Origin of the sequence: Arthrobacter alkaliphilus, assembly GCF_021483235.1 — a bacterium.
Classification (GTDB): Bacteria; Actinomycetota; Actinomycetes; order Actinomycetales; family Micrococcaceae; genus Arthrobacter; species Arthrobacter alkaliphilus.
Map to the genome: position 1 here is coordinate 104,518 of NZ_JAKEEC010000010.1, position 14,208 is coordinate 118,725.

The window sequence follows — 14,208 nt, forward strand, 5'->3', positions numbered from 1 at the left end:
ACCGCGCCGTCATCCGTTCTCTCTCTCCGAAAAATCGCAAAAATGTTGTGGCGGGGTGGTTTCCGTGGAGCGTGTGATCCGTACGGAGCCGGGCTTCAAGCATGGTGCTACGGGGTACCGCAATGGTTGCCGTTGCGATACCTGCCGTGCCGGGCACCGGGAGCGGAACGCGGCCGGCCGGGCGAAGGCAAAGGCGGCTTTGCCTAGTCCCGTCCGGGGGCCGGTCGAACGGGTGGTGCGGCGCGAGTTGAACGAATCTGCGGCGTTCACGCCGCCTTGGTCGGGCACGTTGCGGGCTTTGGCGATCCGAACGGCCAGGGCTGTCGATAACGCGCCTGCTGAACGGCTATCCCCGCTCATTGCACGATTGGTGCGGCTTCTGGGGCAGATCCGCCCTGATGGTGCCGTTTCTCGTGTTCCTGAGCCGAGATCCGTGGGTGATGAGGCTGAGGATTTCGTCAACGGGCTACGCAAGTTTGGGAACCAGTGACTAATCACATAGTTGTCATTCGAAAGAGTAGAAAGAGTAGAATATGAGGCAAGAGAAGGCCGAAAGTCCGGCGGATCGGGGCAGCGCGAAACGCACCCCTCCCGGATTTCTTCTTGAGTCGCAGCGGCGGATGCAGGGGCGAGGCCACCTTCCCACCGTGGCGCGGCAACTAGTGAGCGGCACTAGCAGGCAGCGCGAAACGCACCTGGGACCACCAGTGGCACGTACGTGCCAAATTTCCCCATCATTTATGGTGCCCCCGTTGCGTGTGCACTCGTTTTGAAAGTGTGATTCCAATGCCCAAGACCATGCGTGAAATGCTGAACGAGCGAAAGGCAGAGCTTAAGGCTGCTGCGGCCGCTCTGATCGAAACGGCCGAAGCGGAGAAGCGAGAGCTTTCTGACGCGGAAGAGGCCGAGTTCCAACGGATTATGGAAGCTGGCGACTCGATTGAGCGGCAGTTGGACCGTGCCGCCGAGTTCAACGAGCAGTACCGCCGTGCCCAGGAGACCTTTGCCGGTGGCGGCACGGAAGCCCGGGCGGCCAAGTTTGTGAATCTGGGCACTGGGGCCCCTGCTCTCCGGTCGAACCAGTTGTTCGGTGAGCATGAACTGGTTATGGCGCACCGCGAGAACCGGCGCTTGGGCGACGAGGCGGCAATGGCCACGTTTGGCGGTCCCGCCGAATTCCTGCGCAGCCTCTCGACAACCGGCGCTTCGGCCGTTGTGCCTACCGTCTGGTCCTCGCAAATCATCGACATCGCCCGGAACAACGCGGCGGTCCTAAAGGCCGGGGCCACGCTGCTGCCGATGGATGCCAACACGGTCCAGGTTGGGCGCCTGACGGGCGACGTTACGGCCGCGTTCCGCGCTGAAGGTTCGGCTATCGCGGCTTCGGACCCCACATTCGATAACGTGACGCTCACCGCGAAGTCCATGAACGCGCTTGTCACGATGTCCCTGGAATGGTTCGAGGATGCCCCGAACGCGGATCAGCTGGTGCTCAACAGCATCGGCAAAGCGATTGGCCTGATGCTGGACAAGGTGGCGCTGTACGGCGGTATCACGTCGGGTGCTGGTTCGATCAACCTTCCGACGCCGCCTAACCCGCGTGGCGTCCTGGCTGCGCTCAACGCAAACCGGCCGGCCAACGTGCTGGGCGGCGGTGCTGCGAACGGCACGACGATCACGAGCTATGACGAGCTTATTGATCTCGATTTCACGGTCGAGAACCTCAACGAGCAGCCTACGGGGCTGATCTTGCCGACGCGTCTTCAGCAGAAGTATGCCAAGTTCAAGGACACTACGAACCAGCCGCTGCGTGTGCCGGACGCGCTCCGGGATCTTCCGTTTTACGCGTCCAATCAAGTCGCCAGCGGCATGACCCAAGGCACCATGACCGGCATTGCCGCTGATGCGTTCGTTGGGGACTGGACTGAACTGATCATCGGGCAGCGCATGGAGCTTCGGATTCAGTTCCTTCAAGAGCGGTACGCGGAACTTGGCCAACTTGGTTTCGTTGCAACATGGCGCGGCGACGTGCAACCGGCCCGCACGAGCGCGTTTGCCGTTTACCGGTACCTCGGAGGCTTGTAAGCCATGACATTGCGCGTGTGGCCCGTCCACAGCTTCCCGGACCTACCCGGGGATCTGCGGAATGAGGCAATCAGCGAACACGAGCGGGTGCGGTTGCGCAATGGCACGCCCATTGTTGACCCGCCCCCGAAGAACGCCCGCCGCATCATGAACCTGACAGACCCGAACGGCAAACCCGTGGTGTTCATGCCCGGCGAAACGCTGCCGGCATGGGCGTTGCCTTACAGGTAGGAGAAGAGAGCGAATCATGCTGAAAAACGATGACCTGGCTGACGGTGTTCCGTTCAAGGGCAGGAGCATTGCGCGGGACTACGTCTATTGTGTTCACCCTGAAACCGGCCTTGAAGTCGTGTTTGTGCCCGCTGAGGCTCTTCCTGATTTCGCGGCGGCGGTCCAGGAAGCCAACGGGCAGGGCAACAGCGAACTTGTTGCTTCTGAAACCAAGCCCGTGGCACCAAAGGGCAACCGGCCCGTGAGGGACGGTTAAGGGGGCGTCAACGCCGCCGTGTGTCGGGCGCAGACATCCGGCACACGGAACGATGGCCCAATAAACGGGCGGACTCTTTCACCGCTCGGGCCAGCGCCTCGAACAAGGCAGTGCTGCCCGTGTAAGGGTCTCCACGGGCGGCACTGCTTTGGGTCTGGGCGAGTTAAGAAAGTCAGCGTACGGTCGGGCTTGTATGGACCGAGCCGTCCTTGCCTCGTTCGACAACACAGTCGATACGCCGGAAGCTTCCGCCCGTGTTGAGGTCAACGAGCGTTACTTTCCCATCAAGCGCAATGCGCGTGTCGGTTCGTGACGTCACTGTGAAGTCTTCGGTTCTGCCGACGATGTGCTTGCCGTGAGCTTGGTACTCCAATTGCAGTTCCCCGATGCAACTCCCGGCAGCGGCCCCGTCAGTCATATCCAACGGGGTTTTGCTGGGGTCTTTGGCAAGTGCGATTGAACACTGGGCCACCAAGACCGCGATCAGCGCCGCCACGGCCACGAGTAACCATCTAAGCGTGCTGTTTCGTTTGGGCCGCGCGCTGCCCCCAATTGCAGTCATGGCCATATCATAGGGCGACGGTGCACCATGCGAAGGCGCGGGGAACGCGGTTTTTTGGATCTGTAGCCCAAGGCCTAAAGTTTTGCCTATGTCGAATGCCGCGCCGCGCCCACCGATGAAGCTCTCTCGCGTCTTTCTGTTGGGTTTCTTGGCCTCTGTGGGTACGGTTGGTGCCCTGATTTGGGCTTTCGCGGCGTATGAAGCAAAGGATCTCATCCCCTTCTTCCATAGCCCCCGGATGAGCCAGGAAACGTGGTTTGAGATAATCCGAAACGCCGTTACGACCGGCGCGGCCCTGGGCGTCGGGGTGACGCTGTTCTTCTCATACCGGAGGCAGCAGACCGCAGAAGAGACTCAGCGGATCGGTGCCGAGGCTCATCTAACTGCGTCGAAAGCACAAGAAACAGCAGCGAAGGCCCTCGAACTAGCAAACAAGCAGCATGGTTTGGACCAGGACCGGCGCAGGGACTCCGTGACGGCTGAGCTGCGCTCACGGTATGTCAAGACTGCGGAACAGCTGGGTTCGGACCACTTGGCGATCAAGCTCGCCGGCATTTATAGCTTGGCGGCCTTGGCCGACGACTGGGCGGAGATTGGTAACCATGACGAGCGCCAAGTTTGTATCGACCTTCTAGCCGCATATTTCCGTTCCGCCCACCCTCTTCAGTCTGATGTCAGGACGACAACCCTAGATGTGCTAATGGCGCGCCTGCAGGGCGACACACCCGAAAAGAAATATTGGGGACGGTCGTCGATTACCTTGACCAATCCTGGGGAGATGCCGAGCATCAAGGGAATAACGCTGCGCGAAGGCGGCCAGCTGACGATTAGCCAGGCGTCGAAGGGCTCACGGTTCGTTGCGATTTCGCGTGTCGTGCTCGACGGCGGATCCCTTTCACTGGAGAACTTTCTCAGCTTCAAGGGAACGCTTCATGTCGGTGATGCCACGCTCAGTAGCGGTAAAATGAGACTCTCCCTTGGCAGCCCGGCAATTCAGGTTCAGCCTGAGGAACGCGGCTCAATTGTATTCCGGCGCGTAACGCTTGACGGATCAGACCTCACAATTGTTACGAATGGCCATGCGGTTAAATTCATTGAATGCGTATTCAATTCCGGGAATCTTTTTGTCAGCGCTGGCGATGGGCCGGTCCTTTTCCGAGAATGCCGTTTCGAGGGCAACGTGTTCGAGCGAGCAGACTGGATGGGATCTGGCCGCCCCGTGTCCACTACTGTCCTGGCGGTCGAAAATTGCAGCTTCCGACCGAGTGTTCCCATCCTTGAGCCGCACAGCGGGCTTGCAAGTCCTGAGAGCTAACGTCGTCTTCCTAGTCTGAACGACAAACCGGGCAGGATGCGGATGGTTACCCGGCCGCGACTGCTGATGGTCACTGGACCGACACGTTCCGAGACTGACGCGCCAGACTTGGACAGATTCACGGCGGTATTTTTCCCGGCCTTGATGCGCTTGCGGAAGACGAAACCCATGGCTCAGCCTCTCAGCGCGTGATGGAGTTGTACAGCCCCTGCCGTGGCGGATTTGGCGAGGGTTGCCAGTTCATGCGTATTTAGCGGCCGGCGGTCATCTCCGACGTACAGGTAAACGGCCGGTTCGCCTATGTGCAGCTCGCCTGCGGGGTCGGCCCAGTCCGTCTGTTCGAGAATCAGCTCGAACGCTGTGGTTCTGGGGGAGATCCGCATTTCATGGGTGCAGACATCGCCGGTTTCGTCGCTCAGTGAATAAGTGCGCGTCGCCCAGGCGGGGCGGGGCGTGCGAAACAGGAATCCGGGCTGAACGACCATGAGAATTCCGTACCTCTCCCGGCCGGTCATGGCTTGGAGTCGCGACGTTGATATTTGGGCGTAAGCCCGAAGGATGTTCCAGCCCAACGAGTTGCGCTCAATCTCACGGTAAGGGCTGGATTCAGCCCATTCCCTGGCGTTGGCGATGAACATCGTGGCGCGTTCGATGTCCAAGCCGTAGTCCGCGCCGGGATCGACAAAATTGCTGGTTTGCTGGGTGGTGTCCATGGCCTTGTCCTTCTTTGTCCATTGGGTAATTATCTGCTGATTTAGTGTCCTTGCTTTGGCATGGACGCTCGCCGACCTTGGGACACCGGGACCAGCCCGGCAGCGACGACATTGGGCAAGCGCTCGGCTTGCGGCAGGCGGTTGCTGCCGCATGAAAGGACACTCCATGACTAAACATTGCCAACCGTTCACTACGGACGCGCCGGAACGGAAAAGGGAGCGAATGGCCCGCGCGGCACTGTCGCGGTTGATGGAGCCGCAGGATGCTGCCGGGCTGGCGCTGGTTCAAGCAGCAGGGGCCATTGACGGTCTCAGAGTTGCGACCGGCGAGATTGCAGCAGGGCCGGGTCTTGGGCAGGAGGTGGCCTCCCTGCTGGTGGACAGCGGGCTTTCTGCCACCGGGGCTGAATTGGCTGCGGCGTTACGCCGGTGGGCGCCAAGGATCAAGTACCTGGCCCCGGAACGGGACCTCGCCACCGTGCACCGCCTTGGTGGCCGCATGATCATTCCGGACGACCCGGCCTGGCCAGCGCAGATGACTGATCTCGGCCTGCACGAGCCGTTGTGTTTGTGGTCGCGCGGACATGAATTGGACTTTCCACCCGCTCGGCGGGTCGTGGCCCTTGTCGGCTCACGGGACAGCACGAGCTACGGCGCCTCGGTAACGGGCGACTTCGCCTACGGCCTCGGCCAGCGCGGCTACACCGTCGTCTCGGGCGGCGCGTACGGGGTGGATGCCCATGCGCATCGCGGTGCCTTGGCCGGGGGCACCATAGACATGCCGACCATCGCTGTCATGGCCGGGGGAGTGGACAGGTACTACCCCTCCGGGAACGAGGATTTGCTTCGTGCGGTGGCAAACCAGGGGGCGGTCATCGCAGAGGTTCCGCCGGGCTCTGCGCCCACGCGCTACCGGTTCCTCCAACGCAACAGGATCATCGCAGCATTGGCGGCTGTCACCGTTGTGGTTGAGGCCCGCTGGCGTTCGGGCGCGCTCAATACCGCACACCACGCCGAATCCATCGGCAGGACCGTCGCAGCCGTTCCCGGCTCCATTCACTCCGCCAACTCCGCGGGCTGTCACCGGCTTCTGCGGGACGGCGCCGCCGTGTGCGTCACCGACGTCGGCGAGATCGCTGAACTGGCCGGAACGAGCGGCGAGGGGCTCGTCGGCGACAAGGACGGGGCCGCCTCGGACCACGACGGACTCACTCTTGAGGACCTGATCCTGCTGGATGCCCTGCCCGTCCGTTCAACCAGCTCGGTAGAGAAGCTCGCGGTCGTGGCAGGGCTCAGCCCCGAATCCGTCAGGGCCGGGCTCGGACGCCTGGGCCTGTTGGGTTTGGCGGTCTCAGTGAGCGGCGCGTGGAAAAGATCGAAGAAACAGGACTAAATCATTGGTAGTCGACTATCAGTTAGCGCCAAGTTTGCGTAGGGTCGTTTGCATAGGGTCGATCGGGCACCATAGGGACCGTCCCTTCTGTGGATAGTCGCCCTGGACCCGTCCATCGAGAAGGGATGATGTGCATATGACGAAGTCGACGGCGCAGCCCGCGAGGTTCGTGATCGGACAACAAATCGGTCTCCTTCTGATCGCCGGGGCCGTCCTGTTCGTCCAAGGCGGCCATGTCCCGGTATGGCTTTGGGTGCTCTTCGCGGTCTGGCAAGGCTTGCTGCTGTGGCTGTACTACAGGATGTACAAGTCCATACGTCAACGGTGACGATGGCCAGGATCGTGCCAGCCGAAACGCCACCAGTCGTGAGGGACGAAACGCCACCAGCCGTGTCGGCCGGAACGTGGCGATGCCGGCCGCTCGGCCTCGCGGCTGGCACAGTGGAAGGGTGCAGGACAATCCGCTCCCCGAAGCATTCAGCCGGACCATTCAGGACTTCCGGCGCTACCTCGAAAGCGAACGGGCCAGGTCGGCCCATACTGTGAGGGCATACATCGCCGACGTCGAGAGCCTGCTGCGCTTCGCTGCCGCGGAGGGCGTAGGACAGCTCGCAGATCTGGAGCTCGGCACCCTCCGCCGTTGGCTGGGGGCACAAAGCGAATCCGGCCGGTCCAGGGCAACGCTCGCGCGGCACGCCGCGACGGCCCGCGCATTCACGTCCTGGGCGCTGCGGGAAGAACTCATCGCGTCGGACCCGGCGATCCGTCTTCAAGCCCCCAAGCGGGACCACACACTCCCTGGAGTACTTCACCAACAGCAGGTGGCCAGGATCTTCGACAGCCTGTCCGAGGCAGCAAAGGATGGTTCGCCGATGCCGTTGCGAAACCGCGCCGTCGTCGAACTGCTTTATGCAACAGGGATCCGCGTCGGCGAGCTTGCCGGCCTGGACATCGATGACCTCGATCAGGACCGCCGCACCCTGCGTGTGCTCGGCAAGGGCAATAAGGAGCGGACCGTTCCGTACGGCGCTCCGGCTGCGCTCGCCGTCGACGACTGGCTTCGCCGGGGGCGCCCACGCGTGGTGACCGAGCGAAGCGGTCCGGCGCTCTTCCTGAGCTCAAGGGGCAACCGGATCGACCAGCGCCAGGCTCGGAGCGTGGTCAACGATCTCCTGACGGCCTTGGGGGACACCGCGGCGACAGGACCCCATGCATTGCGCCACACAGCTGCCACCCATTTGCTCGACGGCGGGGCCGACCTCCGTGCGGTGCAGGAAATTCTTGGTCACAGCAGCCTCGCAACAACCCAGATTTACACCCATGTCTCCGTCGATCGGCTGCGCAAAAGCTATCAACAAGCCCATCCCCGCGCCTAGGGATCCGGAAACAATACACCACTTCGAAGGGCCCGAACGAGGAAATCCATCCGTCCATGAATCGCACTGGCGTAATTCCGGTCCGTACGGCAAAATGAAAGCATTGCGGGGAAACTTTCAACCAAGACTTGAATGTTCTTCCCGCGCGGAAAATCATAGATAGGCAGGGAGGCCGGAACAGCGCGTCACGGCGCAGCACTATTTCATCCAGGCGGAGGTCGTTGGGGAAGACGTACCTACAGCTATGGAGGATGGAATGTCTGTTGCAATAACCCGCGGTGTCCTGTTCGTGCATTCGGCCCCTACTGCGTTGTGCCCTCACGTTGAGTGGGCCATCGGATCGGTCGTTGACAAGCGGACCGATCTTGAGTGGACCCCCCAACCTGCCGCGCCCGGAATGTTCCGTGCCGAGCTCTCTTGGGCGGGAGTCCCCGGGACGGGCGCCCAGCTGGCGTCGGCACTGCGAGGGTGGGCACACCTTCGCTACGAAGTGACCGAGGAGCCGAGCCAAGGCGTGGACGGCGGGCGCTGGTCGCACACGCCGGAGCTGGGTATCTTCCATGCCGTCACCGATGTCCACGGCAACATCATGGTGACAGAGGACCGTATCCGGTACGCCTACGAGGCAGCGGCCGGTGATCCTGCCGCTGTTTACCATGAGCTTTCCTTGGCGCTCGGCGAGGCCTGGGACGAAGAACTCGAGCCGTTCCGGCATGCCGCCGAGGGCGCTCCCGTGCGCTGGCTCCACCAGGTCGGTTAGGGGACGCCGGCCCGGCTAGCGGACGCCAGCCGGCAAGGGAAAACCCCAAGACCGTTTCTCCATAGCAAAGAGGAGGGCCCCACCGCGGTGGGGCCCTCCTCTTGTGCCTCGAGGTCGCTGCGACTGTCAGACGCTGCGGACGGCGATGACGGCGTTGTGGCCGCCGAAGCCGAAGGAGTTGCTCAGTGCGACGATGTCACCGGCAGGCAAAGAGCGTGCGGAAGTGACGACGTCGAGCGGGATCTCCGGATCCTGGTTCTCAAGGTTGATGGTCAACGGAGCCTGGCGCTCGTACACGGCAAGAACCGTCAGTACGGCTTCCACGGCCCCGGAGGCACCCAGCAAGTGGCCCATCTGCGACTTGGTGGCGGAGACCGCCACATTGTCGACCTGGGCGCCCAGCGCGGCACGGAGCGCCGTGTACTCGGGCTTGTCGCCGACGGGCGTCGAGGTGGCGTGGGCGTTGACGTGAACCACGTCTTCGGCCTGGATGCGTCCGTCGAACATGGCGGCCTTCAAAGCCCTGGTTGCACCCAGGCCTTCGGGGTCCGGCGCCGTGATGTGGTAGGCGTCAGCCGTGACCGAGGTACCAGCGAGCTCGGCGTAGATCCGCGCTCCACGGGCGATTGCGTGCTCTTCGGCCTCAAGGACCAAGGCGCCGGCGCCTTCACCCATGACGAAGCCGTCGCGGTCGCGGTCGTACGGCCGAGAAGCGTGCTCTGGATCGTCATTGCGGCGGGAGAGGGCCTGCATCGAGGAAAACGCGGCGAGCGGCATCGGGTGGATGGCGGCTTCGGCGCCGCCGCAGACGACGACGTCGGCCTTTCCCGAGCGGATGAGGTCCAGGCCGAGGTGCATCGCTTCGGTGCCCGATGCGCAAGCAGAAACCGGGGTGTGCGCACCGGCGCGGGCACCAAGGTCAAGGCTGACAGCGGCGGCGACGCCGTTAGGCATGAGCATGGGGACCGTCATGGGAAGGACGCGGCGGGGGCCCTTCTCCTTCAGGGTGTCCCAAGCGTCGAGGAGCGTCCAGACACCGCCAATGCCGGTGGCGAATGCCACAGCGAGCCGGTCGTGGTCGATTTCGGTGAGACCGGAGTCTGCCCATGCCTCGCGCGCGGCGATGACGCCGAACTGGGTGGAGGGGTCCATGCGCTTAGCTTCAACACGGCTCAGGACCTCGAGGGCCGGCGTCGAGCACCGGGCGGCAAAGTGGACCGGAAGGTCATACTTGGCGACCCACTCATCCTCGAGTGTGTGGGCACCGGAGACCCCTTTGAGCGCGTTCTTCCACATCGTGGGGACGTCGCCGCCGATGGGCGTTGTGGCGCCCAGACCGGTAATCACTACTTTGCGTGCCATGAGATCACTCTCTGTCGGACCAGCCGACCCGCGTGGTGTTCTCACTGGGGCGGCGGGAAAAAACTCTGGGAGATATAGCAGCTGTGCCGGGCTTCGGATGCAACAGGGCGCACCCGAAGCCCGGCACAGTGGAGGCCGGACTAGGCCTGTGCGTTCGAGATGAAGTTGACGGCGTCGCCGACGGTCTTGAGGTTCTTGACCTCTTCGTCCGGAATGCGCACGCCGAACTTCTCTTCAGCGTTGACGACGATGGTCATCATGGAGATGGAGTCGATGTCCAGGTCCTCGGTGAAGGACTTGTCCATTTCCACGGCTTCGGTGGCGAGGCCGGTCTCTTCATTCACGATTTCAGCCAGGCCGGCCAGGATTTCTTCGTTGCTAGCCATAGTTGGCTCCTTTTCTTGTTGGGCCGGCTATTGCCGGAAATGGGGGCAAACCGCGGATACGGCTTGTTTCAAAGCACTATTCAATTGGAAGTTAAGCGCAGTCCGAAACTACGGAAGAACGATTACCTGGGCGCCAAAGACAAGTCCGGCACCGAAGCCGATCTGCAAGGCAAGGCCACCGCTGAGCTCCGGGTTCTCCTTGAGGAGCCGGTGCGTGGCCAGCGGGATCGAGGCGGCGGAAGTGTTTCCGGCATCAGCGATGTCCCGGGCGACCATCACGGTTTCGGGAAGTTTGAGCTTCTTGACCATCTCATCGATGATCCGCATGTTCGCCTGGTGGGGGACAAACGCCGCGAGGTCCGTTGCTTCGATCCCTGCTGCGTCAAGGGCTTGCTGGGCAACTTTCGCCATTTCCCAGACGGCCCAGCGGAACACCGTCTGGCCGTCCTGACGGAGCGTGGGCCAGACGTCCTGCGCTGCGGAAATAATGGCCTGATCATCGGATTCATCCGAGTGGCGGGCAGTTTCGCCAAGGTTGCGGACTTCGTCGAGGGAATGCGTCATGCCGATCGCGTTCCACTTGCTGCCATCGGATCCCCAGACGGACGGGGCAATGCCGGGCGTCTCGGACGGGCCGATCACAACAGCCCCGGCGCCGTCGCCGAGAAGGAAGGAAATGGTGCGCTCGTGGTTGTCGATGACGTCCGACAGCTTTTCGGCGCCGACCACCAGGACGTATTCAGCCGCGCCTGAGCGGACCAAGGAATCGCCCTGGGCAATGCCGTAGCAGTAGCCCGCGCATGCGGCGGAAATGTCGAAGGCGGGTGCCGGGGTGGCGCCCAAACGGTCGGTGAGTGCGGCAGCCGCCGACGGAGTGGCATACGGGTGCGTGACAGTGGAGACGATAACCGCACCGAGCTGGGAAGCCTCAATGCCGGCCTGCTCGAGCGCCTCGCGGGCAGCTCCTTCGGCCATGTCGATGACGCTGACGTCGGCGGCGGCGCGGTGACGGGTCACGATACCCGTGCGCTGCCGGATCCATTCGTCTGAGGAGTCGATCCACTGGCACACGTCGTCATTGGTGACCATGATGTCGGGGCGGTACGCCCCGATGCCGATAACGCGTGAGTATGCGTTCGTGGGCGCCTGCTTGAGTACGGGGGCGCTCATGCGTCTCCCTCCAATTCCGCGAAGAGTGCGAGTGCGGCGGACAAATCATCCGGCGTCTTGACAGCAACAGTCTTCACGCCCGGCATGCCGCGCTTGGCGAGGCCTGCCAGGGTGCCGGCCGGTGCCAGTTCGATAAGGCCCGTGACTCCGCGCTGTACCAGGTTCTCCATGCAGAGATCCCAGCGAACCGGGCGCGAAACCTGGGCGATCAGGCTTTCGAGGGCGGCGCCGCCGTCGGTGACTTCCTGGCCGTCGAAGTTCGAGAGCAGGGGAACCGTGGGAGCCTGCGGCTTGAGGGAGGGCCGCAGTGCTTCGAGCGCACTCACGGCCGGAGCCATGTGGGAGGTGTGGAATGCTCCGACCACCTTCAGCGGGATAACCCTTGCTTTGGCCGGGGGGTTTTCAGCAAGTGCCTTGAGCTGTTCGAACGTGCCCGCCGCGACGGTCTGGCCGGCGCCGTTGACATTCGCGGGCGTTGCGCCCGCGGCTTCAATGGCGGAGAGCACCTCGGCGGGATCACCGCCGACGACGGCACTCATGCCGGTGGGGGTGACGGCGGCGGCAGCGGCCATGCTGTTGGCACGCTCCCGGACGAACGTCATGGCTTCTTCTTCGCTCAGGACGCCCGCAAGCGCCGAGGCCGTGATTTCCCCGACCGAGTGCCCGGCAAGCACGATCGGAAGCGTGCTGAGTTCGACGTCGAACAGCGATTTCGCTGCTACGAGCCCCGCGGCGACAATCAAGGGCTGCGCGACGGCGGTGTCCTTGATGGTTTCTTCGTCCGAGGTGGTGCCGTGGGCCTTGAGGTCGATGCCTGCGATTTCGCTCAGGGAGGCCAGATGGCCTTCTACGGAAGGAAGCTCCAGCCAAGGGGCCAAAAATCCGGGGGTCTGGGAGCCCTGTCCAGGGCAGACGATTGCAAGCACGTAACCAGCTTTCCAAATTGCCGCGTGAACTACTGGTGTTTGCGTGCACCAAGCTCACTGGGTCAGTTTGTAGGAAGTCTACAACGGTTCAACCCGCGGATCGGGCACCGTGACGCTCCGACGTCGCCTTTGGCTGGGCCGAAAGCCTGCCCACAACCAAAGCGGTTTGGAGCACGAAAGCCTCGCGCGGGAGGAGCGGATCCCACCCTGTGACGTCGCAGACGCGCTTGAGACGATACCGCACGGTGTTCGCGTGGACGAACAGCTCACGGGCAGTTGCCTCAAGCGAATGGCCGAGTTCCAAGTAGGTGCCGAGGGTCTCAACCAGGCCGTTGGAAGCGGCCAGCAGCGGCCGGTAGATGTTCTTGATGAGGGATCGGCGGGCCGCGTCGTCGCCCGAGACCACCCTTTCCGGGAGGAGATCGTCCGCGGCTACCGGTCTCGGTGCCGAAGGCCAGGCCTTGGCAGCGGTGAGCCCGGCAAAGGCAGCTTGGGCGGAGCTGCTTGCCTCCAGCAGGGAGCTGGCCTCGGGTCCGTACACCACGGCTCCCGGGGCGAATAGTTCGCTGAGCTTCAGGTACGCGGTGTCGCGGTCTTGCACGCCGCCGAGGATCAGGATGAGGCGGTCTCCCTGGATCCCAACCAGGGCGTCCTCCGCGTAGCGTCCGGCGGTCCGGCGCAATTCGCTCACGTAGCTTGCGCTTGGTTCCGACGGCGAGTTGCCCACCATCACGGTGAAGCGCTCCTGGGCCTTCCAGCCGAGGGCAGCGATGCGGGAACGAAGTGCGTCGGTATTCTCGCCACGGAGAATGGCGTCCACAATCAGGGCTTCGAGCCTGGTGTCCCAGGAACCGCGGGACTCGGCGGCGCGTGCATAGACGTCCGCGGCGGCGAATGCCACTTCCCGCGAATAGCGCAGTACTGCTTCGCGCAAAGAGGGCTGGTCGGCTTCGGGTGCGATCACCGGGACCTGGTCCTCCACCACTTCGACGACGATCCGGATCAGCTGGAGGGCCTTTTGCAGGCTGATCGAGCGGGTTAGCTCAGTAGGGGCATTCCCGAAGACGTCCGTCAGGATCCACGACGGCGAGCTCGGGCGCTCGTACCATGTCACGAAGGCAGCGATGCCGTTTTGGGCAACGAGGCCCAGGGCTGAACGCTCGTCCGAGCTTAGCCGGCTGTACCAAGGCAACGATTTCTCTAGCTTGCGCATCGTGGTAGTGGATAGTTGCCCGACATTGGCGCGGAGCCTTTTGAGCGTCTCGGCCTTTTCCGGTGTTACCGTGCGCGCGGCCGCCTTGCGTTTAGCGGGGATTTGAGTCGGCTCTGCCATGCCTTGAGCATACGGCGCATCATCGGCAAGCTCCATTTGTGAGAAGGCTACAACTGCGATTGATGGGCGTCACGCGATGGCCGCGCCTTTTGCTGCCGCGGCGGCGGTTGTTGAACCCGGTTGATAAAGCCCGACGGCGGCCCGCGCCTTTCGGTGCGGACCGCCGTCGAGATGTTGCTTGGTTTGGTTTCGCTTCGCTGGGCGCTTAGCTTTCGCCGCCTGCTCCGCCGGTGGTTCCGGCATTCACATCGAGGAGACTGTACTTCTCGATTGCCTGGGCCGGCGCGCTCGGGTCGACTTGGCCCTTTGCTGCGAGGAGTTGGAGGGTTTTGGTGACGAT

The 14,208-nt window shown here is 63.0% G+C and carries 16 protein-coding genes; 8 read left to right on the forward strand and 8 right to left on the reverse strand.

Annotation, left to right across the window (positions count from 1 at the left end):
• Positions 1-786: 786 nt before the first annotated feature.
• Genes L0B83_RS09445 through L0B83_RS09455 form a run of 3 tightly spaced genes read left to right on the forward strand, consistent with a single transcriptional unit; the run spans position 787 to position 2,572 of the window.
• The gene (locus L0B83_RS09445; protein ID WP_234758146.1) at positions 787-2,085 is read left to right on the forward strand and encodes a phage major capsid protein; all 1,299 of its coding nucleotides are present in this window, start codon (positions 787-789) and stop codon (positions 2,083-2,085) included.
• A 3-nt stretch (positions 2,086-2,088) separates the two neighbouring features.
• Complete coding sequence (locus L0B83_RS09450) at positions 2,089-2,316, forward strand: hypothetical protein (RefSeq protein WP_234758147.1); 228 nt, start codon at positions 2,089-2,091, stop codon at positions 2,314-2,316.
• 16 nt (positions 2,317-2,332) lie between these two features.
• The gene (locus L0B83_RS09455; protein WP_234758148.1) at positions 2,333-2,572 is read left to right on the forward strand and encodes a hypothetical protein; all 240 of its coding nucleotides are present in this window, start codon (positions 2,333-2,335) and stop codon (positions 2,570-2,572) included.
• Between the two features lie 172 nt (positions 2,573-2,744).
• Here the strand turns inward: L0B83_RS09455 and L0B83_RS09460 are convergent, their stop codons facing one another.
• On the reverse strand, positions 2,745-3,134 hold the full coding sequence (locus tag L0B83_RS09460; protein WP_234758149.1) for a hypothetical protein: 390 nt from the start codon (positions 3,132-3,134) through the stop codon (positions 2,745-2,747).
• A gap of 88 nt (positions 3,135-3,222) precedes the next feature.
• Between L0B83_RS09460 and L0B83_RS09465 the strand changes: the two genes are divergently transcribed.
• Positions 3,223-4,449 (forward strand): glycoside hydrolase family 95 protein, encoded by a 1,227-nt coding sequence (locus L0B83_RS09465; protein WP_234758150.1) that lies wholly within the window; start codon positions 3,223-3,225, stop codon positions 4,447-4,449.
• On the opposite strand, the gene L0B83_RS09470 is transcribed toward L0B83_RS09465, so the two are convergent.
• Complete coding sequence (locus L0B83_RS09470; RefSeq protein ID WP_234758151.1) at positions 4,446-4,619, reverse strand: DUF4236 domain-containing protein; 174 nt, start codon at positions 4,617-4,619, stop codon at positions 4,446-4,448. The genes L0B83_RS09465 and L0B83_RS09470 overlap by 4 nt on opposite strands.
• Before the next feature lie 3 nt (positions 4,620-4,622).
• A complete protein-coding gene (locus L0B83_RS09475; protein ID WP_234758152.1) occupies positions 4,623-5,162 on the reverse strand; it encodes a hypothetical protein in 540 nt (179 codons plus the stop codon).
• A gap of 166 nt (positions 5,163-5,328) precedes the next feature.
• On the opposite strand from L0B83_RS09475, the gene dprA reads away from it, so the two are divergent.
• From dprA to L0B83_RS09495, 4 genes are all read left to right on the forward strand, one after another.
• Positions 5,329-6,555 carry a DNA-processing protein DprA gene (gene dprA, locus L0B83_RS09480; protein WP_234758153.1) on the forward strand — a complete coding sequence of 409 codons (1,227 nt, stop codon included), beginning with the start codon at positions 5,329-5,331 and terminating at the stop codon, positions 6,553-6,555.
• A gap of 136 nt (positions 6,556-6,691) precedes the next feature.
• A complete protein-coding gene (locus tag L0B83_RS09485; protein WP_234758154.1) occupies positions 6,692-6,883 on the forward strand; it encodes a hypothetical protein in 192 nt (63 codons plus the stop codon).
• Between the two features lie 82 nt (positions 6,884-6,965).
• Positions 6,966-7,931, forward strand: coding sequence for a tyrosine recombinase XerC (locus tag L0B83_RS09490; RefSeq protein ID WP_372461180.1), 966 nt, complete (start codon positions 6,966-6,968; stop codon positions 7,929-7,931).
• Between the two features lie 256 nt (positions 7,932-8,187).
• Positions 8,188-8,691 (forward strand): DUF3145 domain-containing protein, encoded by a 504-nt coding sequence (locus L0B83_RS09495; RefSeq protein WP_234758156.1) that lies wholly within the window; start codon positions 8,188-8,190, stop codon positions 8,689-8,691.
• Between the two features lie 126 nt (positions 8,692-8,817).
• Here L0B83_RS09495 and fabF read toward each other — a convergent pair whose 3' ends face one another.
• The 5 genes from fabF to L0B83_RS09520 all read right to left on the reverse strand — a co-directional run bounded on the left by fabF (position 8,818) and on the right by L0B83_RS09520 (position 13,868).
• Positions 8,818-10,053 (reverse strand): beta-ketoacyl-ACP synthase II, encoded by a 1,236-nt coding sequence (gene fabF, locus L0B83_RS09500; protein ID WP_234758157.1) that lies wholly within the window; start codon positions 10,051-10,053, stop codon positions 8,818-8,820.
• A 140-nt stretch (positions 10,054-10,193) separates the two neighbouring features.
• Entirely contained in the window at positions 10,194-10,439 is a 246-nt protein-coding gene (locus tag L0B83_RS09505) for an acyl carrier protein (RefSeq protein ID WP_234758158.1), read from the reverse strand.
• 108 nt (positions 10,440-10,547) lie between these two features.
• Positions 10,548-11,609 (reverse strand): beta-ketoacyl-ACP synthase III, encoded by a 1,062-nt coding sequence (locus tag L0B83_RS09510; protein WP_234758159.1) that lies wholly within the window; start codon positions 11,607-11,609, stop codon positions 10,548-10,550.
• Complete coding sequence (locus L0B83_RS09515; RefSeq protein ID WP_234758160.1) at positions 11,606-12,535, reverse strand: ACP S-malonyltransferase; 930 nt, start codon at positions 12,533-12,535, stop codon at positions 11,606-11,608. Before L0B83_RS09515 ends, L0B83_RS09510 begins: the two co-directional genes overlap by 4 nt.
• Before the next feature lie 88 nt (positions 12,536-12,623).
• Complete coding sequence (locus L0B83_RS09520; RefSeq protein ID WP_234758161.1) at positions 12,624-13,868, reverse strand: PucR family transcriptional regulator; 1,245 nt, start codon at positions 13,866-13,868, stop codon at positions 12,624-12,626.
• Positions 13,869-14,208 lie beyond the last annotated feature (340 nt).

Coding starts and splice junctions, on each gene's coding strand:
- L0B83_RS09445 (WP_234758146.1), top strand. CDS start 787: ATGCCCAAGACCATGCGTGAAATGCTGAACGAGCGAAAGGCAGAGCTT.
- L0B83_RS09485 (WP_234758154.1), top strand. CDS start 6,692: ATGACGAAGTCGACGGCGCAGCCCGCGAGGTTCGTGATCGGACAACAA.
- fabF (WP_234758157.1), bottom strand. CDS start 10,053: ATGGCACGCAAAGTAGTGATTACCGGTCTGGGCGCCACAACGCCCATC.
- L0B83_RS09490 (WP_372461180.1), top strand. CDS start 6,966: ATGCCGGCCGCTCGGCCTCGCGGCTGGCACAGTGGAAGGGTGCAGGAC.
- L0B83_RS09470 (WP_234758151.1), bottom strand. CDS start 4,619: ATGGGTTTCGTCTTCCGCAAGCGCATCAAGGCCGGGAAAAATACCGCC.
- L0B83_RS09465 (WP_234758150.1), top strand. CDS start 3,223: ATGTCGAATGCCGCGCCGCGCCCACCGATGAAGCTCTCTCGCGTCTTT.
- L0B83_RS09520 (WP_234758161.1), bottom strand. CDS start 13,868: ATGGCAGAGCCGACTCAAATCCCCGCTAAACGCAAGGCGGCCGCGCGC.
- L0B83_RS09495 (WP_234758156.1), top strand. CDS start 8,188: ATGTCTGTTGCAATAACCCGCGGTGTCCTGTTCGTGCATTCGGCCCCT.
- dprA (WP_234758153.1), top strand. CDS start 5,329: ATGACTAAACATTGCCAACCGTTCACTACGGACGCGCCGGAACGGAAA.
- L0B83_RS09475 (WP_234758152.1), bottom strand. CDS start 5,162: ATGGACACCACCCAGCAAACCAGCAATTTTGTCGATCCCGGCGCGGAC.
- L0B83_RS09455 (WP_234758148.1), top strand. CDS start 2,333: ATGCTGAAAAACGATGACCTGGCTGACGGTGTTCCGTTCAAGGGCAGG.
- L0B83_RS09505 (WP_234758158.1), bottom strand. CDS start 10,439: ATGGCTAGCAACGAAGAAATCCTGGCCGGCCTGGCTGAAATCGTGAAT.
- L0B83_RS09460 (WP_234758149.1), bottom strand. CDS start 3,134: ATGACTGCAATTGGGGGCAGCGCGCGGCCCAAACGAAACAGCACGCTT.
- L0B83_RS09450 (WP_234758147.1), top strand. CDS start 2,089: ATGACATTGCGCGTGTGGCCCGTCCACAGCTTCCCGGACCTACCCGGG.
- L0B83_RS09510 (WP_234758159.1), bottom strand. CDS start 11,609: ATGAGCGCCCCCGTACTCAAGCAGGCGCCCACGAACGCATACTCACGC.